Source organism: Amycolatopsis oliviviridis (assembly GCF_014654365.1).
Classification (GTDB): Bacteria; Actinomycetota; Actinomycetes; order Mycobacteriales; family Pseudonocardiaceae; genus Amycolatopsis; species Amycolatopsis oliviviridis.
The window spans coordinates 277144-300302 of the sequence record NZ_BNAY01000006.1 but is presented as its reverse complement, the minus strand read 5'-3'; the positions used below and the strand labels follow the sequence as shown (position 1 = coordinate 300302).

General features: G+C 70.1%; 22 protein-coding genes. 15 read left to right on the top strand and 7 right to left on the bottom strand.

Annotated elements, in window-relative coordinates:
- Positions 1-62: 62 nt before the first annotated feature.
- The 3 genes from IE302_RS26645 to IE302_RS26635 form a co-directional block, all read right to left on the bottom strand.
- On the bottom strand, positions 63-368 hold the full coding sequence (locus tag IE302_RS26645) for a hypothetical protein (protein ID WP_126736640.1): 306 nt from the start codon (positions 366-368) through the stop codon (positions 63-65).
- 146 nt (positions 369-514) lie between these two features.
- The gene (locus tag IE302_RS26640) at positions 515-802 is read right to left on the bottom strand and encodes a chorismate mutase (RefSeq protein ID WP_191257199.1); all 288 of its coding nucleotides are present in this window, start codon (positions 800-802) and stop codon (positions 515-517) included.
- Between the two features lie 169 nt (positions 803-971).
- Positions 972-1391, bottom strand: a complete 420-nt coding sequence (locus IE302_RS26635) for a DUF1707 SHOCT-like domain-containing protein (RefSeq protein WP_191257198.1) — start codon at positions 1389-1391, stop codon at positions 972-974.
- Positions 1392-1481: 90 nt separating this feature from the next.
- Here IE302_RS26635 and pcrA point away from each other — a divergent pair, with 90 nt between their 5' ends.
- Entirely contained in the window at positions 1482-3890 is a 2409-nt protein-coding gene (gene pcrA, locus IE302_RS26630) for a DNA helicase PcrA (RefSeq protein WP_191257197.1), read from the top strand.
- A gap of 690 nt (positions 3891-4580) precedes the next feature.
- Here the strand turns inward: pcrA and IE302_RS26625 are convergent.
- Positions 4581-5267, bottom strand: a complete 687-nt coding sequence (locus tag IE302_RS26625; RefSeq protein ID WP_191257196.1) for a M23 family metallopeptidase — start codon at positions 5265-5267, stop codon at positions 4581-4583.
- Between the two features lie 565 nt (positions 5268-5832).
- Here IE302_RS26625 and IE302_RS26620 point away from each other — a divergent pair.
- The 9 genes from IE302_RS26620 to IE302_RS26580 all read left to right on the top strand — a co-directional run bounded on the left by IE302_RS26620 (position 5833) and on the right by IE302_RS26580 (position 16494).
- Positions 5833-7695, top strand: a complete 1863-nt coding sequence (locus IE302_RS26620; RefSeq protein ID WP_191257195.1) for a hypothetical protein — start codon at positions 5833-5835, stop codon at positions 7693-7695.
- Positions 7692-8051, top strand: coding sequence for a hypothetical protein (locus IE302_RS26615; protein ID WP_191257194.1), 360 nt, complete (start codon positions 7692-7694; stop codon positions 8049-8051). The genes IE302_RS26620 and IE302_RS26615 overlap by 4 nt, the downstream gene beginning before the upstream one ends.
- A 117-nt stretch (positions 8052-8168) precedes the next feature.
- Positions 8169-9338, top strand: a complete 1170-nt coding sequence (sucC, locus tag IE302_RS26610) for an ADP-forming succinate--CoA ligase subunit beta (protein WP_005165132.1) — start codon at positions 8169-8171, stop codon at positions 9336-9338.
- Position 9339: 1 nt separating this feature from the next.
- Complete coding sequence (gene sucD, locus IE302_RS26605; RefSeq protein ID WP_005165134.1) at positions 9340-10227, top strand: succinate--CoA ligase subunit alpha; 888 nt, start codon at positions 9340-9342, stop codon at positions 10225-10227.
- A gap of 428 nt (positions 10228-10655) precedes the next feature.
- The gene (locus IE302_RS26600; protein WP_191257193.1) at positions 10656-11489 is read left to right on the top strand and encodes a DUF5336 domain-containing protein; all 834 of its coding nucleotides are present in this window, start codon (positions 10656-10658) and stop codon (positions 11487-11489) included.
- A gap of 142 nt (positions 11490-11631) precedes the next feature.
- Positions 11632-13107 (top strand): cell division protein PerM, encoded by a 1476-nt coding sequence (locus IE302_RS26595; protein ID WP_191257192.1) that lies wholly within the window; start codon positions 11632-11634, stop codon positions 13105-13107.
- Positions 13108-13183: 76 nt separating this feature from the next.
- Positions 13184-13801, top strand: a complete 618-nt coding sequence (gene purN / locus IE302_RS26590) for a phosphoribosylglycinamide formyltransferase (RefSeq protein WP_191257191.1) — start codon at positions 13184-13186, stop codon at positions 13799-13801.
- A complete protein-coding gene (gene purH, locus IE302_RS26585; protein ID WP_191257190.1) occupies positions 13798-15360 on the top strand; it encodes a bifunctional phosphoribosylaminoimidazolecarboxamide formyltransferase/IMP cyclohydrolase in 1563 nt (520 codons plus the stop codon). The genes purN and purH overlap by 4 nt, the downstream gene beginning before the upstream one ends.
- A 315-nt stretch (positions 15361-15675) precedes the next feature.
- Positions 15676-16494 (top strand): hypothetical protein, encoded by an 819-nt coding sequence (locus IE302_RS26580; RefSeq protein ID WP_191257189.1) that lies wholly within the window; start codon positions 15676-15678, stop codon positions 16492-16494.
- On the opposite strand, the gene IE302_RS26575 is transcribed toward IE302_RS26580, so the two are convergent.
- A complete protein-coding gene (locus IE302_RS26575; RefSeq protein WP_191257188.1) occupies positions 16491-17204 on the bottom strand; it encodes an SRPBCC family protein in 714 nt (237 codons plus the stop codon). The two genes, IE302_RS26580 and IE302_RS26575, sit on opposite strands and share 4 nt — an antisense overlap.
- Positions 17205-17386: 182 nt before the next feature.
- On the opposite strand from IE302_RS26575, the gene IE302_RS26570 reads away from it, so the two are divergent.
- The 3 genes from IE302_RS26570 to IE302_RS26560 all read left to right on the top strand — a co-directional run bounded on the left by IE302_RS26570 (position 17387) and on the right by IE302_RS26560 (position 19450).
- Positions 17387-17878, top strand: a complete 492-nt coding sequence (locus tag IE302_RS26570) for a pyridoxamine 5'-phosphate oxidase family protein (RefSeq protein WP_191257187.1) — start codon at positions 17387-17389, stop codon at positions 17876-17878.
- Positions 17875-18312: a VOC family protein gene (locus IE302_RS26565; RefSeq protein WP_191257186.1), complete on the top strand. Its 438-nt coding sequence runs from the start codon at positions 17875-17877 to the stop codon at positions 18310-18312. The genes IE302_RS26570 and IE302_RS26565 overlap by 4 nt, the downstream gene beginning before the upstream one ends.
- Before the next feature lie 91 nt (positions 18313-18403).
- Positions 18404-19450: a hypothetical protein gene (locus IE302_RS26560; protein WP_229907947.1), complete on the top strand. Its 1047-nt coding sequence runs from the start codon at positions 18404-18406 to the stop codon at positions 19448-19450.
- Between the two features lie 4 nt (positions 19451-19454).
- Here IE302_RS26560 and IE302_RS26555 read toward each other — a convergent pair whose 3' ends face one another.
- Entirely contained in the window at positions 19455-19973 is a 519-nt protein-coding gene (locus tag IE302_RS26555; RefSeq protein ID WP_229907946.1) for an HD domain-containing protein, read from the bottom strand.
- A gap of 100 nt (positions 19974-20073) precedes the next feature.
- Positions 20074-20481 (bottom strand): hypothetical protein, encoded by a 408-nt coding sequence (locus tag IE302_RS26550; RefSeq protein ID WP_229907945.1) that lies wholly within the window; start codon positions 20479-20481, stop codon positions 20074-20076.
- Between the two features lie 346 nt (positions 20482-20827).
- Between IE302_RS26550 and imuA' the strand changes: the two genes are divergently transcribed.
- Complete coding sequence (gene imuA' / locus IE302_RS26545; protein ID WP_229907944.1) at positions 20828-21541, top strand: DnaE2-dependent mutagenesis accessory factor ImuA'; 714 nt, start codon at positions 20828-20830, stop codon at positions 21539-21541.
- A 14-nt stretch (positions 21542-21555) separates the two neighbouring features.
- Positions 21556-23157: a DNA polymerase Y family protein gene (locus tag IE302_RS26540; RefSeq protein ID WP_191257398.1), complete on the top strand. Its 1602-nt coding sequence runs from the start codon at positions 21556-21558 to the stop codon at positions 23155-23157.
- The last annotated feature ends 2 nt before the right edge of the window (positions 23158-23159 follow it).

Below are 23159 nucleotides of genomic sequence, written 5' to 3'. Positions count from 1 at the left end.
TCGGGCGCGCCCGAACGGGCCTCGGTGACGTTACGCGGTGCTATCGGTGCTGGTGAAGCCGTTCAGTTGCCGCTGCGGTACTTCTGCTGGGTCGATTGCAGGGCCTTGGTGGCCGTGATTCCGCTACCCGCTGCAAGCAAAATGGCGATGATGTCGAGCGTCGTTCCCCCACTGGTGAGCAACCAGGCGAACAGGGAGGCCGCGGTGGTACCCGCTGCGATCGGCCAGCGCGTCTTGACGTACTGGGCGATCGGGGTACCGCCCGCGCGCTTACCCGCCGCGTTGTTCAGCATGGCGAGATAACCGAGATGGCCCAGTGCCGCCAGGACACCGGCGATCGCGATGATCACGGCGATGAGGTTAATCATGTGTCCAGTTTGCCTGGTCCCGAGCCGTCGTGGCTCGGGGAACACCCTGAGTTTCACCTCACGGCACGGGATCGTGACGTGGCCGGATCGCGTTTAGCGGGCTAAACGCGATCCGCGGGTGACGTCGAGGGAGCAGGGGACCTTTGCTATCGCCCCAGCCTGCCCCGGCCCAGGTTCAGCAGCGCCATCGCCAGCTGCCGTCCCTCCGGCCCGAGTTCGCGGTAGCGCGCCAGCACGTCCATCTCGCGGTTGTAGACGATCCTGGTGCCGCCGGCGGCCATCCTGGCCGCGCCGATCGTCTTGGAAACCTCCACGCGGCGTTTGACCAGCCGCAGGATCTCGCCGTCGAGGAAGTCGATCTCCTTGCGGAGCTCACCGATCTCTTCAGCGGTGGCGACGGGCTCTTCGGCGTCCGGCTTCTGTGTGGTGTCCATCGGGACCTCTCTTCGGTCCGGATTCCCTGCTGGCCCCCGGAACAGCGTAAAGCCCCGGGGTCCGCGGACTCCGGGGCTTCGGGTGATGGCAGTTCGGCACTACACGATCACGGGAGCCGGAGTCCGGGTCCCGTAAAAAAATCGCGTCGCGTGGTGCCGCATACCGTGATTATGCCACAGCGAGACCGTCCTCCGGCTTCAAGCCGCGACGGGCCCCGCGGACACGTGCGTGCACGAAGACGCTCATGGCCAGCCAGAACATCGGCATCGTGGGCCAGAAGAACGGGCCCCCCGACGCCAGCCAGCGGACGATCAGCAGCGCCGAAAGCACCACGACGACCGCGAGGTGGATCCGCACCGCTCGATGCCCGAAGGCGACGGGACGCCGTCGCGGCGCGGGTTTCGGCAGATCCGAAGTCAGCGTGGCGAGTTCGTCCGTGTACTTGGTGGAATACACGGCGCTCAGCCGGTCTTCCACTTCTTCGAGAGTGAGCCGGCCTTCGCCGCCGGCGGCCTGGATGAGCGAGGCGACCCGCTCGCGGTCGGCGTCCGCGGCCCTGAACCGGGAGGGAATTCCGTTGGTGTCCATGACATCCGATCCTCCGCCGCGAACACCGCCCGCGCGTCGGACGGCAGGCGACAACACCGCCTACGCCCGGCGCTGTAGCGTGGACCGGCGATGAACACCCTCTTCGATCTCCCAGCGGACGGTCCGGCCAAGCCCCGGCACTCGGACCTGCTCGACGACCTGAACCCGGCGCAGCGCGAGGCCGTGACCCACGCGGGCTCGCCGCTGCTGGTCGTCGCGGGCGCGGGTTCGGGCAAGACCCGGGTGCTGACCCGCCGGATCGCGTACCTGCTCGCCGAACGGGACGTGCACCCCGGCCAGATCATGGCGATCACGTTCACCAACAAGGCGGCCGCGGAGATGCGGGAGCGGGTGAGCGACCTCGTCGGCCGCCGCGCCAACGCCATGTGGGTGTCGACCTTCCACTCCATGTGCGTGCGGATCCTGCGCCGTGAGGCGAAAACACTGGAGATGTCGTCGAGTTTCTCCATCTACGACTCGGACGACACGAAGCGGCTCATCACGCTCGTCGCCCGCGATCTCGACATCGACCCGAAGCGGTACGCGGCGCGCACGCTGGCCGTGCACATCTCGAACCTCAAGAACGAACTGATCGACCCGGAGACCGCGGTCGCCGACGCCGGCAACGATCTCGAACGCCGCGTCGCCGAGGTCTACGTCGAGTACCAGCGGCGGCTGAACCAGGCCAACGCGTTCGACTTCGACGACCTCATCATGCGGACGGTCGAACTCCTGCAGACCTTCCCGGACGTCGCCGAGTACTACCGGCGGCGGTTTCGCCACGTACTGGTCGACGAGTACCAGGACACGAACCACGCGCAGTACACGCTGGTCCGCGAACTGGTCGGCACCGAGGCGAACGAGGCCGGGATCGAGCCCGCCGAACTGTGCGTCGTGGGTGACGCGGACCAGTCGATCTACGCCTTCCGCGGCGCGACCATCCGCAACATCGAGGAATTCGAACGCGACTTCCCGAGCGCGCGGACCGTGTTGCTGGAACAGAACTACCGCTCGACCCAGACGATCCTGAACGCGGCGAACGCGGTCATCGCGCGCAACCCGAACAGGCGCGCCAAGCGGCTGTGGACCGATTCGGGCGACGGCGAGAAGATCGTCGGTTACGTCGCGGACAACGAGCACGACGAAGCGGCGTTCGTCGCGGGCGAGATCGACGCGCTGGCGGACAAGGGCGAAGCGGACTATTCCGACGTCGCGGTCTTCTACCGCACCAACAACCAGTCGCGGGTCTTCGAAGAGATCTTCATCCGCCTCGGCCTGCCGTACAAGGTCGTCGGCGGCGTGCGGTTCTACGAGCGGCGCGAGGTCCGCGACATGCTCGCGTACCTGAGGGTGCTGGCGAACCCGGAGGACACGGTCAGCCTGCGCCGGGTCCTCAACGTCCCCAAACGCGGCATCGGCGACCGCGCCGAAGCGGTCATCGCGACGTACGCCGAGCGGGAGCGCATCTCGTTCGCGCAGGCGCTGCGCGGTGCCGTCAACGGTGAGATCCCGCTGCTGAACCCGCGTTCGGCCAAGGCGATCACCGGGTTCGTCGAGCTGCTGGACGAACTCGGCGAGGTCGTCGAGAGCGGCGCCGAGGTCGCCGATGTCCTCGAAGCGGTCCTGGAACGCACGGGTTACCGCGCGGAACTGGAAGAGTCCGACGACCCGCAGGACGCGTCGCGGGTGGAGAACCTGACGGAACTCGTCACCGTCGCACGCGAGTTCACCGAATTCACCGCCGAGGTCGCCGGTCCCGACGGCGAACTCCCCGAGGCTGACCCAGGGGTGCCGGAGCCGGGCTCGCTGCCCGCGTTCCTGGAGCGGGTCTCGCTGGTGGCGGACGCGGACTCGATCCCCGCGGCCGACGGTGGCGACGACGGTGACGGGCACGACGCCGGCGTGGTCACCCTGATGACCGTGCACACCGCGAAGGGCCTGGAGTACCCCGTCGTCTTCGGCACGGGCTGGGAAGACGGGATCTTCCCGCATATGCGCGCGCTCGGTGACCCGACCGAACTGGCCGAGGAACGCCGGCTCGCCTACGTCGCGATCACGCGGGCCAGGAAGCGGCTGTACGTCTCCCGTTCGATGGTGCGCTCGGCCTGGGGCCAGCCGCAGATGAACCCGGCTTCGCGGTTCCTCGACGAGCTGCCCGCCGAACTGGTCGACTGGCGCAGGCTCGCGCCTTCTTCCTCCTCCGGCGGTTTCGGTTCGTCGGGCGGTTCGCCGCGGGCCGCGACGACGTGGGGCAGCCGCGGTGGCGGCTCGTCCTCGTCTTCCAGGTCGACGAGCACGAGCCCGTTCGGCAAGGGCTGGAAGGACACCGTCGCGCTCAAGCTCGACGTCGGCGACAGGGTCAGCCACGACAAGTACGGGCTCGGGACGGTCGTCGCCTGCGACGGCGCCGGGCCCCGGGCCACGGCGACGATCGACTTCGGTGCCGCCGGCAAGGTCCGGCTGATGCTCATCGGCAGCGTCCCGATGGTCAAACTCTAGTTCTGACCTGCGGTTTCCCCGCCGCCTTCGAAAACTGTCGGACCCTTCCCGTATACCTGTGTCGTCGAACACGAGTTCGATGCGCTGGGGTATGCTGGACAAGCCGGTGTACCCCGATCAGGGGAGGGGGCGCACGGTGTGGACGGGGTCTTGTTTGGGGTTCTCTCGAGTGGGGTACTCGACTACTTGCGGGGTGTTGAAAAAGAGGCGGGGCCGGATCGGGGTCCGGAACCGCCGGAAGTGCTCAGGCTGGTCGCGGCCTGGCGCGCGTTACTGCGGTCGCACGAACCGGACGGGGCCGGACGGTGTGTCGTGTGCGGGCACGCGCGGCGATGGCTGTTCGGGCCGCGGCCAGCCGGGTACCGAACTCTTCGACGGGGATTTCCCGGGAGACTCTTCGCCGGATGGCGGCCGATCGAACGTCGCCCGGCGGGTCTCTGCACGGTCTGGCAGGTCGCCGTGGGGTACTTCGTCCGGAAGTTGCCCGACGGCGTCGCGTGAGGGCGCTCAGGGCCCGAAAAGCCACCCATGCTCCGAGCCGGTGGGCCTACGACGCTTCCCGATGTCCTCGAAGGGGGAAGCGGAGACCCTGAAAGCGCGCCAGGGCGTCATTGCCCGGCGCGCCATGGGATCGGGCGGGTCACCGATGCGGCGAAAAGGTCCTGCGGTGAAAGGGAAGGTCAGGCTCGATCAGCCGACGCTGACGCCACGGGCGGCGAGCCACGGGCGCGGGTCGATCTTCTTCGTGCCGTTCTGCCACACCTCGAAGTGGAGGTGCGGGCCGGTGCTCTGACCGCGGTTGCCGACCTCGGCGATCTCCTCGCCGCACTTGACCTTCTGGCCTTCGCGGACGGAGAACGAGTTCATGTGGCCGTAGACGTGAACAGTGCCGTCGGAGAGCTGGACCTTGACCCAGAGGCCGAAACCGCTGGCCGGGCCCGCTTCGATGACCGTGCCGTCGGAGGCCGCGACGATCGGCGTGCCGATCGGGGCCGCGAGGTCGATGCCGAGGTGGCTCGTGCCCCAGCGGGCACCGAAGCCCGAGGTGAAGGTGCCCTTGGTCGGCATGCAGGTCTTGGGGCGCTTGGCCTCTTCTTCGGCCTTGCGGGCCGCTTCGGCCTCACGCTTCATGCGGGCCTGGGTGATGCTGTTGTTGTCCGAGAGCTTCTGGGCCTCGGCGGAGGCGTTCGCGGACTGGCTCGTCGGGAGCAGTTCGGGGGCGCCACCACCGGCTCCGCCACCGAGGGCGAACGAGGCGCTCGCGTCCTGGGTGCTGGCCAGCGGGGTGACGGCGGCGTCGGAAGATTCCGAAACGGACTTCAGGGTCTGCCCGGCAGCGGCGGCCGCGAAGGCGCCGGCAGCGACGGCTGCGACCACGACACGGCCGCGAAGGGCCGAGGACGGGGGCGACAGTCGGTGCGAGCCCCGGACGCGGACGACCGCACCATCGAGTGCGTTCTCGAGCGCCGGGGAAGGAGCTTGGCCGCCGGGGGAGCGGTGTGAAGCCAAGACGGGGCCTTCCGTGTTCGGGGAGTCGGATCAAGAGCCCGGGCGGGGGAACCCGGTGAAGAACCTCGGGGGTGGTTCGTTCGGTGCTCTCATTCGTGATCTGACTGTAATGGGGACCCGGGGACAGTAACGAAGCGGCACCCCGGTCAGCAAGATCTGGCGGCGCTCTCGGCCGATCGGGCGACGAAGATCTGGCCGTTATCCAGTGAAAATTACCCAAAGTTAGAAGAGGTTTACTCGTAACCTTGTGATTTGCGTTACAAGATCAAGCGGCCGTTCGGGGGTACCGGAGGGCCGGAAAGGAGGCAAACGAGGGAAATAACCGGTTGCCCAGTGATGTTGAAGGACGCTTACCCGCTCCGAGCCGTGTCCGAGGCCTGCGGTGCCCCGGCTGACGGGCCCGGCCCTGCCCGGCTTGCTAGCGTCGCCGTCGATGACTTCGCGCTCACGGCACCCCGGCGAAACCGCCGGGCAAGCCGTCCCCGGGACCGCGTCCGCCGAACTTCTCCGGAGCGAACCGGGCGCCCGCCCGCGAGCGCTCCTGCTGTCGGCGGGGCTGGTGTCGGCCGGTGCGGTCGCGCTGGCCGTCGGCGCGCTGATGCCCGCCGTGCGGGGTGGCTCCCCCGGTTTCGCCGCCGGTCCGCTGCTGGTCGTGCTGGCCTTGGCGCCCGCGGTGGCCGTGCTCTACGCGGTGCTGACGGGACGTCCGGGGCTCGGCGCCGGGCTGGTGCTCGGCCTGACCGCGCTCGCGCCCGGGCGGCTGCTGCTGGACCTGCAACTGCTCGCGGACGGATCCGTCGCCTCGCGTCCGGAACTGTTCCTCGCCGACAGGCTGCTCACCTTGCCTCCGCCGGGACCGGGACTGTGGCCGCTGGTGGCGGGCCATCTGCTCACGCTCGCCGCCGGTGCGTTCGCCGCCGGGACCGCCCGCGACGAGGCGGAACTGGCGGGCGCGCTCGACGGACGGCGCCGCTGGCGGCTGCTCGGGCCCGTGCTGGGCGTCGTGGGCGGAGTCGGCCTGCTGCTCGCACCCATCGGCTCGGGCAACGCGTACCTCCTGGCCAAGAACGCCTTCGAGGGTCCGACGGTCGCGATGGCCGGCTATCTGCTGCTCGCGGCGATGCTGCCGCTGACCGTCCTCGTGGCGGTGAGCTCGCCCTCGGCCGGGGTCGGCAAGGGTGGGTTCGCCGGAGCGGGGCTCGCGGCGCTCGCGGTCGGTGTGCCGCCGGTGGCCGCGGGGCTGGTCGTGGACCGGCTTTCGGTCGCGCCGGGTTCGGTGCTGGTGACCATCGCGGGCCTGGCCCTGATCGGGCTGGCGTTCACCCGGTTCGACGTCGCGGAAGCAGAGGAGACGGTCACCGGCGACCTGGCCGGTGAGGCCAGGCTGCCCGGGCTGTTCTGGTGGCGGCTGACCACCGGCGGACTGGCGCTGCTCGCCGCCGCGGCCGCGGTCGCCGGTGCGCTGACGCCGGTACTGAAGGCCAACGGTCCGACGCCCATGCCCGAGACGCCGTCGCGCTGGCTGCTGCTCGGCGCCGCCGTGGTACTCGCCGTGCCCGCGCTGTTCGTCTTCGTGCCGCGGCTTTCGGCGTTCGCCAGGGGAGTCGTCGCGGTGACGTGGTCGGGTGTCGTGCTCGCGGCGGCGGCCGTGCTCAGCGCGGCCTTGTCGGTGACCGAGGACAAGGCGGTGGATCCGGCGTCGTTCGGCGTCGACCTTCCGCTGCCGCTGCCGGACAAGGGTGGCTTCTCGGCCGCTCAGGGCGTCACGTGGACGTTCATCGCGCTCGCGCTGGCGGCCGTGGCCGCGCTGGCCGCCGTGATCACCGGTGTCGTGGAACGCGACGTCACCGACGAAGCCGCCGATACCGCTGATACCGACGACACCGCCGATGCCGGCTTGGCCGGATCGCGGGCCGACGGCGCCGTGCTGACCCCGGTCGTCGCGGCGGCGGTGCTGGCGATCGCCGCCTTTGGCACGCCGGTGTTCAGCGCGCCCGGCTACACCGCTCCGGGCCTGTGGTCGGACTTCGGCGCGGCGTCGTGGGGCCTGCTTGGCGTGCTCGCGGTCGTCCTCGGCCTGTGCACGCTCGTCCCGCGTTCGCGGCCGGTCGCGGCGGCGGCCGCCTTGGCCGGTGCCGCGCTGGTGCTCGGCCTGCGCGCGGCGGAACTGCCGCTCGTCGGCTCGGAGTACGAAGGCTCGTCGGCGGGGATCGGGTTCTGGCTCGCGCTGGGCGCCGCCGTCGTCTCCCTCGTCGCGGCCGGGATGGCCGTCGCGGGCTCACGGCGGTCCGCGTGACCCGTCGTCTCCTTCGCGTCGTGCTGGCCGAGTTCGGTGTCGAGGAAGGCGCGTCGGTCGCGCTCGGGCGAGCGCTGCGCGACGACGGCGTCGAGGTCGTCTACGCCGGGCGTCTCGACACCGTCGAACAACTCGTCCGGACGGCCGAACAGGAGGATCCGGACATCCTCGGTGTCGTGCGCGGCGAGAGTGAACCGGAAGGGGTCGCCGAAACACTCCCGGGCGTCCTTCTCTTCGCGGTCGGTAACGGCCCGAGCGGATTCGAGAACGCCTTCGAAAGCCTGGAAGAGGCGGCGAACTGGGTCTCCGGTGTGCGGTCTCACACCGTGGAAACCCCGTCTGACCGCGTACGGTGACCGACTTCACCAGGTGCGGAGTCCCCTGCTTCTGCGCAGGTCGCTAACCTCGACTGGTCCGACAGCGCGGTCCGGCAACGGACCACCACAGTGGCGTGTCGTCAGGAGACTGGAGTAGTGGACCTCTACGAATACCAGGCGAGGGATCTCTTCGCCGCCCACGGAGTACCGGTTCTGCCGGGTGCCGTGGCAAACACCCCCGAAGAAGCCAAGGCCACCGCCGAGAAGATCGGCAACCAGGTCGTCATCAAGGCGCAGGTCAAGACCGGCGGCCGCGGCAAGGCCGGCGGCGTCAAGCTGGCCCAGACGCCGGACGAGGCCGCGGAGAAGGCCGAGGCGATCCTCGGTCTGGACATCAAGGGTCACATCACGCGTCGCGTGCTGGTGGCCGAAGCCTCGGACATCGCCGAGGAGTACTACTTCTCCTTCCTGCTGGACCGTGCGAACCGCACCTTCCTCGCGATGGCCTCGGCCGAAGGCGGCGTGGAGATCGAGCAGCTGGCCGTCGAGCGTCCCGAAGCGCTCGCGAAGATCCCGGTCGACGCGATCATCGGTGTCGACAAGGCGAAGGCCGTCGAGATCCTGACCGCGGGCAAGTTCCCGGAGAACGTGGTCGACGAGGCCGCGGACGTCGTCGTGAAGCTCTGGGAGACCTTCGTCTCCGAGGACGCGACCCTGGTCGAGGTCAACCCGCTGGTCCGTGACCCGCAGGACAAGATCATCGCCCTCGACGGCAAGGTCACCCTCGACGAGAACGCCTCGTTCCGTCAGCCGGGCCACGAGGCCCTGGTCGACAAGGACGCGGAGAACCCGCTCGAGGCGAAGGCCAAGGCCAAGGACCTCAACTACGTCAAGCTCGACGGCGAGGTCGGCATCATCGGCAACGGCGCGGGCCTCGTGATGTCCACGCTGGACGTCGTGGCCTACGCGGGCGAGAAGCACGGCGGCGTCAAGCCCGCCAACTTCCTCGACATCGGCGGCGGCGCTTCGGCCGAGGTCATGGCGGCCGGTCTGGACGTCATCCTCAACGACACCGACGTGAAGAGCGTCTTCGTCAACGTCTTCGGTGGCATCACCGCTTGCGACGCGGTCGCGAACGGCATCGTCGAAGCGCTGAAGATCCTGGGTGACGAGGCCACCAAGCCGCTCGTCGTGCGGCTGGACGGCAACAACGTCGTCGAGGGTCGCCAGATCCTCGCCGACGCGAACCACCCGCTGGTCACCGTGGTGGACACAATGGACAACGCGGCCGACAAGGCCGCCGAGCTCGCCGCGGCAGGTGCGTGAGATGTCGATCTTCATCAACGAGAACAGCAAGGTCATCGTCCAGGGGCTCACCGGCTCCGAGGGCATGAAGCACGCGACCAAGATGCTGAAGTCCGGCACGAACATCGTGGGTGGCGTCAACGCCCGCAAGGCAGGCCAGACCGTCTCCATCGAGGGCAAGGACCTCACCGTGTTCGGCACGGTCGAGGAGGCCATCAAGGAGACCGGCGCCGACGTTTCGGTCATCTTCGTGCCGCCGAAGTTCGCCAAGGACGCGGTCATCGAGGCGATCGACGCCGAGATCCCGCTCGCCGTGGTGATCACCGAGGGCATCCCGGTGCACGACTCGGCCTACTTCTGGGCGCACGCGGTCGCGACCGGCAACAAGACCCGGATCATCGGGCCGAACTGCCCCGGCGTGATCAGCCCCGGAAAGTCGAACGCGGGCATCATCCCGGCCGACATCACCGGTGCCGGCCCGATCGGTCTCGTGTCGAAGTCCGGCACGCTGACCTACCAGATGATGTACGAGCTGCGTGACATCGGTTTCTCGACCGGTGTCGGCATCGGCGGCGACCCGGTCATCGGCACCACGCACATCGACGCCCTCGAGGCGTTCGAGGCCGACCCCGAGACCAAGGTCATCGTGATGATCGGCGAGATCGGCGGCGACGCCGAAGAGCGCGCCGCGGCCTACATCAAGGACAACGTGACGAAGCCGGTCGTCGGCTACGTCGCAGGCTTCACCGCGCCCGAGGGCAAGACCATGGGCCACGCCGGCGCCATCGTCTCCGGCTCCTCCGGCACGGCCGCCGCCAAGAAGGAGGCCCTCGAGGCCGCCGGCGTCAAGGTCGGGAAGACCCCGAGCGAGACCGCCGTCCTGGCGCGCGAGCTGTACAACAGCCTCTGATCCTTCGGAGACTGAGCTTTCCCCGGCGGGCCGGGCACCTGCACCAGGTGCCCGGCCCGCCTGCTTTCTGCCACCGGATCGCGATTAGGGGGCTAAACGCAGGTCGGGGCGGACGTGCGTTTAGCCCCCTAATCGCGATCTGGGCGGGCGCGTAGCGTTTAGCGGGCTAAACGCGATCCGGGCGGCCGGGTCGACTTTCGCCCCCTAATCGCGATCCGGTGGGGCGCGTAGCGTTTAGCGGGCTAAACGCGAATTGGGTGTCGCGAGGGGGTTCCGTGGGGAACCCGATCGGGTGTACAGACGTCTCAGAGCCCGAGAAGCGACGTGACCGCGTGCGTGCGCTAGCGTTCGAGCATCACAGCCGCCTCGTTTGTCCCGGGAGTCCCGCGCGCCCCGGGGTGCCGGTCGAACGACAGGAGAGCATTCGGATGTCCTATCCCAGCGGTGGGCCCGGCTACCCCCAGCAGGGTGGCGGCCAGCACAACCCCAACCCCGGCTCGGGAGCCTTTCCGCAGCAGCAGGCGCCGTCGTCACAGGCGGCCCCGCTGAACCTGGCGTTGCTGCTCGCGCTCGCCGTCACCGTCCTCGGCCTGGTGCAGTTCTTCATCGGGTTCTCCGACGAGGCCGACGCCGCCAAGGAGGTCTCGGTCTTCCTCCTGGTCAGCGGTCTGCTCGCCGCGCTGCACGCGCTGCCGCGCGGCCCGAAGACGCTGCCGTTCGCCGCGCTGTTCAGCGTGCTCGGCGCGTTCGGCGCGCTCGACCTGATCGTCGGCTACCCGACCGTCGACGCCAGCGAAGGCCGCCCTGCGGTCTCGCTCCCCGGAATCCTCACCGTGGTGCTGATCCTCGGCATCCTGCAGATGCTGGTCGCGGTCGCGGCGCTCCTGTTCGAGCACGACGTCATCAAGCTGCCCGCCGCGAAGCCGCAGCAGCAGGCGCCGCAGGCCCCGTACAGCCAGCAGTTCCCGCAGCAGGGCCCGCAGGGTCCGTTCGGCCAACAGGGTCAGCAGGGCCCGGCCGCCACCCAGGTCCAGGCGTTCCCCGGCGCGGGTCAGGGGCAGCAGCCTCAGCCGCAGGGCGAGCCGTCCGGCCCGTTCGCCCAGCCGGGCGGGTTCCAGCCGCCGGTCACGCAGCCGCCGGGTCAGCAGGCCACGACGTACGCGCCGCAGCAGGGCCAGTTCTTCCAGCAGCCGCCGTCCTCCTCGCCGGAGTCGGGCCAGAACCCGGGCACGCCGCCGGGCGGTTTCGGCCAGCAGAGCTGATCTTCCGAACGTAGGACACCCGCTGTGACTCTCCGTGTCACAGCGGGTGTTTTCGTTTTCCGGGTTACCCGACCGGGTGGGTTGGGCCACGTGCGCCATCCGGTGGCGGCGTGCCTCACCCGGACGGAGCAGCACGGATGTCATGGTGCGGATCATGAAGCTGCTCACCCGCGACGAACGCCCGCCGGGCGAAGAGCCGGTGAGCGACCTCGTCCCCGAGCCGGAGGTGTCCAGGGCGAAGCGGGTTCGGGTGTTGCTCGCCGCGGCCTGCTCGCCCCTGCTGTTCTCCTACACCGCCGTCGCGCTCGTCCTCGCGGTGGTCGCGTTCTCCGCCGACCGGTCCCGGTTCTCCGCCACCGGCGCCCTGCTCGCCGCCGGGCCGGGCTGGCTCGCTTCGTGGCAGGTGGAACTCGACCTCGGCGGGCATCCGCTCGGTGTGCTGCCGCTGCTGCCGACGCTCGTCGTCGCGTGGCTCGTGGCGAGGGCCACCGCACGGGCCGTCCGCCGGATCGGTGGCCGGACCCCCGCGGACGCCGTCCCGGTGGTGACGGTGATCGCCGGGGCGCACGCGCTGTTCGGCGTGCTCGTCGCCCTGTCGGCGGGCGGATCGCCGATCGACGTGAACCCGCTGACCGCCTTCTGCGTGCCGGGACTCCTCGCCGGACTCGCCGCCGTCGCGGGAGTCGCCAAGAGCTGCGGCCTCCCGGCCGCGGTGCGGGACCGGTTCGACCCGGTGGCCGTCCACGGCCTGCGAGCGGGCGCACTCGGTCTCGCCGCGATGATCGCCTGTGGTGCGGTGGTGTTCACCGCCGCCACCGCGCTCTCGTGGTCCACTGTGGACAGTCTGTTCGAGCCCGGCTTCGGCCCAAACTTCGGCATGTTCGTGCTTTCCGTGGCTTACCTGCCGAACGCGGTCGTCGCCGCGCTCTCCTTCACGACGGGGCCGGGCTTCTCGGTCGGCTCGCTGACCGTCGGCATGTTCGGCTACCACGAGGGCCGGCTGCCGGGCGTGCCGGTGCTGGCGGGGATCCCGTCGCATCACGCGGTGTGGTGGCCGGCGTTGCTGCTCCTGCCCGCCCTGGTCGGCGCGCTGGTCGGCTGGAAGATCCGCGCGGTCGACGAGGATCCGATGCTGCGGATGCGGGCGGTTGCCGTCGCGGGAGCCCTCGTCGCGTTCGGCTGTGTCGTCCTCGGGACCCTCGCCGGCGGCAGGCTCGGAGACGGGCCGTTCGACCCGGTCAGCGTGCCGGTCGGGGTCGCGTCCGTGATCGCCTTCTGCTGGATCGTCATCCCCGGCGGGTTCGTCGCGTTCTTCGCCGGAGCACACGAGCCGCCCGAACCGCCGGGCGAACCCGACGCCGAAGTCATCGCCGAGGACGTCGCCGTCGAGGAAGAGACCGTCGAGCCCGAAGCGGACGAAGCGGCCGAGCCCGCTGAAGAAGCCGAGCTCGACGAGGAAACCAGGGAATTCGACGACGAGGCCGAGGCGGAACTCGCCCGCGAACTCGGCGAGAACCTCGACGAGACCCCGGCGGAAACCGCGCCCGAGCAGGACGTCGCTGTGACCGAGTCCACCGACGGGTCCGGCGACGAAAGCGCGCCCGGCGGCGACCGTTAGGGTTGTCGCGACCAGGTGAAGCGCCGTACGCCCGAGTGCGTACCGCCGTGGCAAGGAGCCCGTTCTGGCTAGTCGGTTGGACCTGCCCACTCCGGTGAAGCTCGTCGTCCTCGCGTCCGGTTCCGGCACGCTGCTGCAAGCCGTGCTCGACGCGGTCGAAAAGCCGAACTTCCCGGCGAAAGTGGTCGCCGTCGGAGCGGACCGCACCGGGATCGAAGCGCTCACGCGGGCCGAACACGCCGGCGTGCCGTCGTTCACCGTGCGGATGGCCGACCACCCGGATCGCGCGGCGTGGGACAAGGCGATCACCGAAGCCGTCGCCGCCTACCAGCCGGACCTGGTCGTCTCGGCGGGGTTCATGAAGATCCTCGGCGCCGAATTCCTCGCGCGGTTCCCCGGCCGCGTGATCAACACGCATCCGGCGTTGCTGCCGTCGTTCCCCGGCGCGCACGCCGTGGCCGACGCGCTGGCGATGGCCGTCAAGGTCACCGGGTCGACGGTCCATTTCGTCGACGCCGGGGTCGACACCGGGCCGATCATCGCGCAGGAGCCGGTGATCGTGGAGTCCGACGACGACGAGCACGTCCTGCACGAGCGGATCAAGGCCGTGGAACGCAGGCTCCTGGTGGAAACGATCGAGAAACTCGGCCGGAGCGGGTGCTCGGTCGAGGGACGAAAGGTGAGGTTTTCGTGAGTACCGCACAGGGACAGCGTCCCGTCCGGCGCGCGCTGATCGGTGTCTCGGACAAGGCCGGTCTGCTCGAACTCGCCACCGGGCTGCACGCGGCAGGCGTCGAGATCGTGTCGACCGGAGGCACGGCGAAGGTCATCGCGAACGCCGGGGTGCCGGTGACGCCGGTCGAAGAGGTCACCGGATTCCCCGAGTCCCTCGACGGCCGGGTCAAGACGCTGCACCCGCGCGTGCACGCGGGCCTGCTCGCCGACCGCGACCGCCCGGAGCACGTCGAGCAGCTCAAGCAGCTGGACATCGCGCCGTTCGACCTGCTCGTGGTCAACCTGTACCCGTTCACGCAGACCGTCGCGTCGGGCGCGAGCCCGGAGGACTGCGTCGAGAACATCGACATCGGCGGCCCGGCGATGGTGCGCGCCGCGGCGAAGAACCACAACAGCGTCGCCGTCGTGGTCGACCCCTCCCGCTATGAGTGGGTGCTGGAGCGCGTCGCCGCCGGCGGTTTCGAGCTGGCCGACCGCAAGCGGCTCGCCGCGCAGGCCTACGCGCACACGGCGGCGTACGACACCGCCGTCGCCGCGTGGTTCGCCAACGTCTACGCGCCCGCGGACGACTCCGGCTTCCCGGACTTCACCGGCGCTTCGTGGGAGCGCGGCGAGGTGCTGCGCTACGGCGAGAACCCGCACCAGAAGGCCGCGCTGTACAAGCACTGGCGGCCGGGGCTCGCGCACGCGGAGCAGCTGCACGGCAAGGCCATGTCGTACAACAACTACGTCGACACCGACGCCGCGCGCCGCGCCGCCTACGACTTCGAGGCCCCGGCCGTCGCGATCATCAAGCACGCCAACCCGTGCGGGATCGCGGTCGGCGAGGACATCGCCGAGGCGCACCGCAAGGCGCACGCGTGCGACCCGGTCTCGGCCTACGGCGGGGTGATCGCGACCAACCGGCCGGTGACCCGCGAGGCCGCCGAGCAGATCTCCGAGGTGTTCACCGAGGTCGTCCTGGCGCCGGACTTCGACGCCGAGGCGCTGGAGATCCTGCAGCGCAAGAAGAACGTGCGGCTGCTGAAGCTGCCCGCGATCACGTCGCCGGATCCGATCGAGTTCCGGCCGATCTCCGGCGGCATGCTGGTGCAGACCGTCGACACGATCGCCGCCGAGGGCGACGACCCGGCGAACTGGACCCTCGCGACCGGCGCGCCCGCCGACGAGCGGACGCTGGCCGACCTCGAGTTCGCGTGGCGTTCGCTGCGCGCGGTGAAGTCGAACGCGATCCTGCTGGCGAACGACGGCGCGACCGTCGGCGTCGGCATGGGGCAGGTCAACCGGGTCGACTCCTCGCGGCTCGCGGTCTCGCGGGCGGGCGACCGGGCGAAGGGCTCCGTCGCCGCTTCGGACGCCTTCTTCCCGTTCCCGGACGGGCTCGAGGTCCTGCTGGAGGCCGGTGTCCGCGCCGTCGTCCAGCCGGGCGGGTCGATCCGCGACGCCGAGGTCATCGCCGCCGCCGAGGCAGCCGGGGTCACCCTGTACCTCACGGGCACGCGCCACTTCGCCCACTAGGTCCGACCTGCGTTTCGGGGGCTAATCGCGATCCGGTCGCGGACTTGCGTTTAGCCCCCTAATCGCGACCTGCGGGTGGCGGACTTGCGTTTCGCGGGCTAATCGTGACGCGGTGGCATACTTGCGTTTCGCCCCCTAATCGCGATCCGGGGGTGCCCGCGGGCCGGACTGTGGGCGTTCCCGGTGCCCGGCCCCGGCCGCCGTGCCATGCTGGCCGCGTGTCGCCTTTAGCGGGCTAAACGCGATCCGGGCACGACCTGCGTTTAGCCCCCTAATCGTGACGCTGAGCGTACGCAAGGATCGGTAGGAGGATCGGTGCACCAGCCGCCGCAGGGGTACGGCCAGGGGCCGGGTCATGGCCCGCCACCTGGGCAGGGAGGCCAGCCGGGCTACGGACAGCAGCCGGGTTACGGACAGCCCCAGCCGGGCGGACCGGGTTACGCGCAGCAGCCCGGATACGCGCCGCAGCCTGGGTACGGTCCGCCTCCCGGTCAGGTCCCGCCCGGCTACGGACAACCGCCCAAGAAGAAAAAGACCGGGCTGATCGTCGGCCTGGTCGTGGGTGGCGTGGTGCTGCTCGGACTGGGCATCCCCGGCGGCATCTTCGCGTCGGAGTACTACTCGTCGGTCGGCAAGGCGCCGGTCGCCGAGCAGCCGCCCAACGAGTGCAAGGTCTCCCCGGAAGCCCTGAACAAGACGCTCATGACCAGCTTCCAGGGCGTCCGCGAGAACGAGATCAAGGCGGGCGACCTCGTCACCAAGCAGTACGGCTGCTCCTGGCTGGCGCCGGAAAGCGACAACGTCCACGACCGCTCGCTCCAGGTCATGGTCTACCGCCACGAGGGACCGGACGCCCAGGAGCGTGCCGCGAAATCCTCCGTCGGGTCGGCCGCGCCGTCCGAGCGTCAGCAGCAGGTCCAGGGCATCGGGGAGAAGGCGGTTCTCGTCTCCCTCGACACCGACAGCGCCTTCAGCGGTGCCGAACTGCGTCTGACCCAGGGCGTGTACGTCGTCATCGTCACTTACAAGGGCTGGGACAAGGGGTTCTTCACGAACTCGCCGATCCCGCCGGGGGAGTCCGCCGAAGCGGCGAAGTCCGTCGGCGCCGAGATCGCGAAGAACCTGCCCCGCTAGGCGTACAGGCCGTTCAGCCAGGCCGTCCACGCCTTCTCGGCCTTGTCCGCGTCGGCGTCTTCGGCGAACAGGTGGTGCCCGATGCCGACGGGCCAGCCCCAGACGTTCCGGCCGTAGAAGCGGTACAGCGCGTCTTCGGTCCGGATGCCGATGAAGGCCGACGTCAGGTAGTCGACGACGCCTTCGATGGTGCCGACGCCCGGTACCTCGAAGCGCACCCGGTCACCCGCGGCGGTCGCTCCTACGGCCGTCCGCACGACCTCGAACGCCTCCGGAGCCTTCGACGCTTCGGGCGCGTCGGTCTTGAAGTACTTCACCTCGCGCCGGTTGAAGTGCGTCAGGTACTCGCCGAGTGAGTGGTAGTAGAACGCCGTGTGCCGCTTGCACGCGTCGTACTCCACGTCGAAGTCGTCGAGGACGGTGTTGTGCTCGTAGCGCAGGTACGTGCCGCCGGCCTTCGGTTCGAGGACGTACTCGAGCGTGTTGAACCAGCCGTTCTCGTCTTCCGCGTAGGTGACGAAGCGCTGTGACGGCTTCCAGACGGTGACCATGCCGCCGTTCGGCGTGAGGCCGGACTCGGCGCCGCCGTCGCGCGGTTCGTACTGGATCGGCCAGAGCCAGCCGCCGCTGCCCGTGGTGATCGCGGCCCAGGTGTCGGCGGGCGTGGTGGGCAGGAAGCCCTCGAAGCGGACCTCGGATTCCTTCGCCATGACTGTCCCTCTCTCTCGTGCCTTCACAGACGCGACGCCTGGCCAAGGCCCGTTTCGACAAACAGATCGCGTTTAGCCCGCTAAAGGCGATGTGACGCGGGTCACATTTCGAAGGTGTCGAAGTGCGGGGGACAGCGGCGTCCCCGGGGTGTCCGCGAAGCAAGCGACCCGAGGAGAGCGACATGCAGCAGAGCACGATCGACGAGATCCTGAACCGTCCGCTCAGCCAGGAGCTCCTGGCCCGTGACCTGGCCCGGCTGGCCTACACCGCACTCGACGGCACGCCGCGGTCGATCCCGATCGGCATCCACTGGAACGGCAAGGAGATCGTCATGTGCACCCCGACGAACGCGCCGAAGCTGCCGTCGTTGCGCCGCAACCCCGCCGTCGCCCTGACCATCGACACCGAATCGCATCCGCCGAAGATCCTGCTCATCCGCGGCACCGTCGAGCTGGACCATGTCGACGGCATCCCCGACGAGTACATGCAGTGGAACGGCACCTACGAGATGACACCCGAGCAGCGGGTCGAGTGGGAGGAGAACGTGCGGTCGCTCTATGACGGCATGGTCCGTGTCGTGGTGACGCCGACCTGGGCCAAGCTCATCGACTTCGAGAACACCCTGCCCACCGCCGTCGAAGAGCTCCTGGGTCGTCAGGCGGTGCGGGCATGAAGCTCGAACACATCGGCGTCGTCGTCCACGATCTCGAAGCGGCCAAAGGGTTCTTCATCGCGCTCGGTCTCGAACTGGAAGGCGAGGCGTCACTCGAGGGCGACACCGTCGATCGACTCACCGGCCTCGAAAAGGTCCGGACGGACATCGCGGTGCTGCGCCCGCCGGACGGCCACGGCGGGGTGGAGCTGATCAAGTACCAGGCGCCGAGCCGGGACGGTCACTCCCGCGTGCCGATGAACACGCCCGGCATCCGCCACTTCGTGTTCTCGGTCGAGGGCATCGAGGACGTGCTGGAGCGCTTGCGGGCGCACGGCGGCGAGCTCGTCGGCGAACTGGTGCAGTACGAGGACAGTTACCGGCTCTGCTACGTACGCGGCCCGGAAGGGATCACCGTCGAGCTGGCGGAAGAGCTCGTACGGCGGGAAGCGTAGACGAGAAGCCGCGTCTCGACGGATTCCCGCGAAGCCCCGCGCTGCCAGCATTTCCGCCAGCAAGCCGCACGGCTTCTCGGCCCGCGAAGCCGTGCACGACCAGACGGCACTGCTGTCCTGGTTCGACCGCAACGTCGGCCGCCCGGCGCAGGTGCTCACCTGGGGAGCCTCCGGCGGCGGGCTCAACGCGGTCCTGCTGTCCGAGCGGCTTCCGCAGCGGATCGACGGCGTGCTGGCGATGTGCGGCCCCGTCGCGGGTGGGTCCGCGTTGTTCGGCCAGGCGCTGGACCTCGGTTTCGCGGTCCGGACACTGCTGGCGCCCGAGCTGGAGGTCGTCCGGATCGCCGATCCCCAGGCGAACCTGGCGCAAGCCCATCAGGTGATCGCGACGGCCTTGGAGTCACCCGATGGTCGGGCGCGGCTCGCCCTCGCCAACGCTTTCGCCGACGTCCCCGGCTGGTCGACGGCGCACCACCCCCGCCCCACCGACGTCGCCGAGCAGATCCGTCAGCAGACGAAGTTCGTCCAGGCGGTCTACGACCAGCTCGCGTGGGGTGCCCACCGAGCCGATCTGGAGAAGCAGGCCGGTGGTAACCCGACCGGGAACACCGGTATCGATTACCGAGGCCTGCTCGCGCGGTCGAGTGAACGTGACCTCGTGAACCAGGCCTACCGTGACGCGGGACTGGACCTCGGCGCCGATCTCGCCAAGCTCGCCGCCGCGCCCCGCGTCAAGGCCGACAACGCCGCCGCCCGTTGGCTCGCCCGCGTCGGGACGCCGACCGGACGCGGACACCAACCCGTCGTCACGCTGCACCCGATCGGCGACGGCGTCGCTCCCGAACACGAGCGGACCTATGGTGACCGTGTCGATTCCGACCGGATCCGGCAGCTGTTCGTGAACCGGGGCGGGCACTGCCAGCACACCGCCGCCGAGGAACTGACGGCGTTGCGGGTGCTGCGGGATCGCGTCGAAACCGGCCGCTGGCCGTCGACGTCGCCGGAAAGACTGAACGCCGAGGCGAACCGGTTCGGGCCGGAACTCCGCTTCCTTTACGACTGGTTGCACGGCGAGCCGGGCGCCGCCGCGCCCGCCTTCCGGCGGTGTCACCCGGCCCCGCTGCCGCGCGTGGCTTGACGCCTCAGCCGCCGACGGGATGGCTCGCCTGGAAGGCCAGCCTCCCGTCGGCGTCCGCCGCGATCCGGTCGAGCTGATCGTCCAGCGCCAGGAAGACCTCCCACGGCGGCTGTCCGCTCGCGACGGCCAGCCGGTCGACCAGCAGCTGTTCGAGATCGGTGACCCGCTTCGCCTTCCACACCTTGTCCGCGATGCTCACGAGCAGATCTTCGACGCCGACGTCCGCGCCCCAGGCGGCGTGCGTCCTCGCGAACCGGGCCCGGTTCGCGTCGATTCCTTGGGAGACAAGGAGTTCGTAACCGGCTTGCTCATGGGCCGCGCCGGGGCCGGACAGCTCTTCGCGGTGGATCGTTTTGCCGATGTCGTGGACGGCCGCGCCGAACAGGGTCGCTTCGCGGTCGAAGGCCACGTCCGGATGCCGCTTCTCCATCCAGCCGGCCAGCGACCAAGCCACGTCGTGGACCGCGCGCAGATGCGCGGCCAGGCGCGGGGGAGCGGACAGTTCCTCCAGCAGTTCGCTCACCTCGTCCGGCAGGGGGGCGGATCGGCGGCTCGCCGGGATCGGTCAGGGCGCGGCGCAGGGCGGGCGAGGGCATGGCGTCCAGAATGACAGAAACCGCCGCTCATTCCCCGTGGTAGCGAAGGCCCGTGCGCTTCAGGACGACCCAACGCTCACCGGGCCTGTCCGCGACGACCGGATACCACCTCGGGGCGACCGCGGCGGTCAGTTCGTCACCCCGGTCGATGAGCGAACTCACCGCGGGTTCACCCACCACGATGAGCGCGGACCAGTCGACGTGCGCCAGCAGGTTGTCCTCGGTGACCCCGAACCGCTCGTCGAGGACGGTGACCAGGTCGTGTCCGGTGTCCGGGCCGGAGAGGACTTCTTCGACGTCGGGAACGTCGTCGATGCCGGAGCCGGTTTCTTCGAATTCCTCGTCCTCGCCTCGACCATGCCCGCCACGGTCCCCCGCCAGCGCCGTGGGCGCCGGGCTCGTGCGCCATTCCAGCGAGGGCAGGTTCGCGGCCATCTCCAGGACGCAGGTCGCGGCGGGGTCGCGTTCTCCCAGATCGCGGTGACCGTGACCCGGTTGGCCAGCCGTTTGCGGTAGTTCTCGATGTGGCCCTCCCTGGCGAGTTCCCAGCCGTTCACCGTCTCGGGCCAAGCGTCGTTCACTGTGGGTTTTCCTTTCCTGCGCGGGGATTCCCGGTCACGGACGTGACAGGTCCAGTGATCGTTCCCGGCTCGCTTGACAACCACCGCGAGACCCGGTCTACTGGAGCTATCGAACAAGCGTTCGAAGTGCCGCCTTCCCCGTGGCGCGTCCAGTGCCGTCCACAAAGGACGGTCTAGATGTCGTGGGGAGGCGGGGTCCGGTGACAGCGGAGGTGGTCGAGGCACGGGCCTTGCCGTTGGCGAGGCTGGCGGCCTTGCCGGGAGTGAGCACGGCCAGTGGCGTGGCTTCCGCGGCCGAACACGCGAGGACGACGGGAAGGGTGCTCCCGGTGTCCCCGGCGTTGTCCGGTCTGCTGCCCGCCGCGGGGCTCCGGCGCGGGAGCACCGTTTCGGTGCTGGGGTCCACGTCACTGATGCTCGCTCTGCTGGCCGCCGCGACCGCCGGCGGTGCGTGGGCGGTCGCGGTCGGCCTGCCTGCGCTCGGGGTGGTCGCCGCCGCGGAACTCGGGGTCGAGGTGGGCAGGCTGGCGCTGGTCCCCCGTCCTGGCGCCGAGTTCCCGGCGGTGACCGCGGCCCTGCTCGACGGCTTCGATCTCGTGGTCGTCGGTCCGGGGCTCGCCCGGCCCGACGTGGCGAGACGGCTGTCCGCCCGCGCTCGCAACCGTGGCTCGGTCCTGCTCTCACTGGGCTCCTGGCCCGGTGCGGAGGTCGAGCTGAGCTGTCGTCGCTCGCGCTGGACGGGTCTCACCGGCGACGGCGCGGGCTACCTGCGGGCTCGTGAGGTGGAGGTACGGACGGGTGGCCGGGGTGCGGCCGCCCGGCCGATGTCGGCGTCGCTGCGGTTTCCCAGTGAGGGCGAGGTGCGGAAGGCCGACTTTCCCGCGGCGGTCACCACGAGGTGGGGGACGGCGTGAATCCACCTGTACGCATGCTGGTGCTGTGGTGCCCGGACTGGCCCGCGGTCGCCGCGGCGGCCGTCGCGGGCGAGCCCGTCGGCCGCCCGGCCGCGGTCTTCTCGGCGAACCGCGTGGTCGCCTGTACCGCGGTCGCCAGAGGGTACGGCGTCCGCCGCGGGATGCGGCGGCGCGAGGCCCAGTCCTGTTGCCCGGAGCTGGCGGTCTTCGGCGAGGACGACGGCCGTGACGCCCGGCTCTTCGAATCCGTCGCACGGGCGGTGGAGGAACTGGCCGTCGGCGTCGAGGTGGTGCGCCCGGGGATCGTCGCCGTCCCGGTCGACGGCGCGGCCGGGTACTTCGGCGGCGAGCACGGCCTCCTCGAACGGCTGGTGGACGAGGTGTCCGTGGCGGCGGGGGTGGAATGCCAGGTCGGCGTCGCCGAGGGCCTGTTCGCCGCGACGCTCGCCGCCCGGCGTTCGACGCTGGTCGGGCCCGGCGGGACGGCGGAGTTCCTGGCCCCGCTGCCCATCCGCGAACTCGACCAGCCCGAAGCCGGCCGAACCGAACTGGTCACCTTGCTCAAACAGCTCGGCCTTCGCACGTTGGGCGCCTTCGCGGCGCTCGACGAAAGCGACGTCTCAGCGCGTTTCGGCATGGAGGGCGTGCTCGCGCACCGGCTGGCGCGGGGACGATCCGAACGCCCGCCGCTGCGCCGTCGCCCGCCACCGGAACTCTCGCTCGCGAAGGCGTTCGACCCGCCGATCGACCGGGTCGACGCCGCCGCGTTCGTGGCGAAAGGACTCGGCGAACGTTTCCACGCCGGGCTTTCCGCGCACGGACTGGCCTGCACCCGCCTCGGCATCTACGCCACCACCGAGACCGGTGAACAACTCGGCCGGGTGTGGCGCTGCGCCGAACCGCTGACCCCGCTCGGCGTCGCGGACAGGGTGCGCTGGCAGTTCGAGGGCTGGCTGAAGGTCCGGGACACCTTGGCGCGGCCCCGATCCGGAGTCGTCCGGCTGCGGCTGGAGCCGGAGGAGACCGTCGAAGGCCGGTCGCTGCAACTCGGATTGTGGCAATCGGGCGCGTCGGGCACCTTGCGCCCGGCCACCGAGGACGAAGGGCTGTCCGGCGAGCGAGCCGGTCGCGCCCTGGTGCGGGTGCAGGGGCTGCTCGGCCCGGAGAGCGTCTTCACCGCGGTGCTCGACGGCGGTCGCGATCCGGTCGAGCGTGTCCGGCTGGTGCCGTGGGGCGACAGGCGGGAGAAGTCGGCGCAGGCGGACGCGAACTGGGCCGGGAGGCTCCCGTCGCCCTCCCCGGCGACGGTGTTCGCCCGGCCGGTGCCCGCCCAGGTGCTGGACGAGAACGGACGCGTCGTGGAGATCACCGCGCGGCGCCGGATCACCGCCGCGCCGTTCCTCGTGAGCTTCGAAGGCGCCGAGCCGCGCGAGGTCCTGGCCTGGGCCGGGCCGTGGCTGGTCGGCGTCCGGGCCGGGGCGGGCCACGCGCGGTCGGGCACCCGGATCCGGGTGCAGGTGCTGCTGGCCGACGGGCGGGACGCCGAGGAGGCGGTGCTGCTCCGCTTCGAACACCACAGGAATCCGATGTGGACACTGGAAGGGAAGTACGACTGAAC

Coding starts and splice junctions, on each gene's coding strand:
- IE302_RS26645 (WP_126736640.1), bottom strand. CDS start 368: ATGATTAACCTCATCGCCGTGATCATCGCGATCGCCGGTGTCCTGGCG.
- IE302_RS26640 (WP_191257199.1), bottom strand. CDS start 802: ATGGACACCACACAGAAGCCGGACGCCGAAGAGCCCGTCGCCACCGCT.
- IE302_RS26635 (WP_191257198.1), bottom strand. CDS start 1,391: ATGGACACCAACGGAATTCCCTCCCGGTTCAGGGCCGCGGACGCCGAC.
- pcrA (WP_191257197.1), top strand. CDS start 1,482: ATGAACACCCTCTTCGATCTCCCAGCGGACGGTCCGGCCAAGCCCCGG.
- IE302_RS26620 (WP_191257195.1), top strand. CDS start 5,833: ATGACTTCGCGCTCACGGCACCCCGGCGAAACCGCCGGGCAAGCCGTC.
- sucD (WP_005165134.1), top strand. CDS start 9,340: ATGTCGATCTTCATCAACGAGAACAGCAAGGTCATCGTCCAGGGGCTC.
- IE302_RS26600 (WP_191257193.1), top strand. CDS start 10,656: ATGTCCTATCCCAGCGGTGGGCCCGGCTACCCCCAGCAGGGTGGCGGC.
- IE302_RS26595 (WP_191257192.1), top strand. CDS start 11,632: ATGGTGCGGATCATGAAGCTGCTCACCCGCGACGAACGCCCGCCGGGC.
- IE302_RS26575 (WP_191257188.1), bottom strand. CDS start 17,204: ATGGCGAAGGAATCCGAGGTCCGCTTCGAGGGCTTCCTGCCCACCACG.
- IE302_RS26570 (WP_191257187.1), top strand. CDS start 17,387: ATGCAGCAGAGCACGATCGACGAGATCCTGAACCGTCCGCTCAGCCAG.
- IE302_RS26565 (WP_191257186.1), top strand. CDS start 17,875: ATGAAGCTCGAACACATCGGCGTCGTCGTCCACGATCTCGAAGCGGCC.
- IE302_RS26550 (WP_229907945.1), bottom strand. CDS start 20,481: ATGGCCGCGAACCTGCCCTCGCTGGAATGGCGCACGAGCCCGGCGCCC.
- IE302_RS26540 (WP_191257398.1), top strand. CDS start 21,556: ATGCTGGTGCTGTGGTGCCCGGACTGGCCCGCGGTCGCCGCGGCGGCC.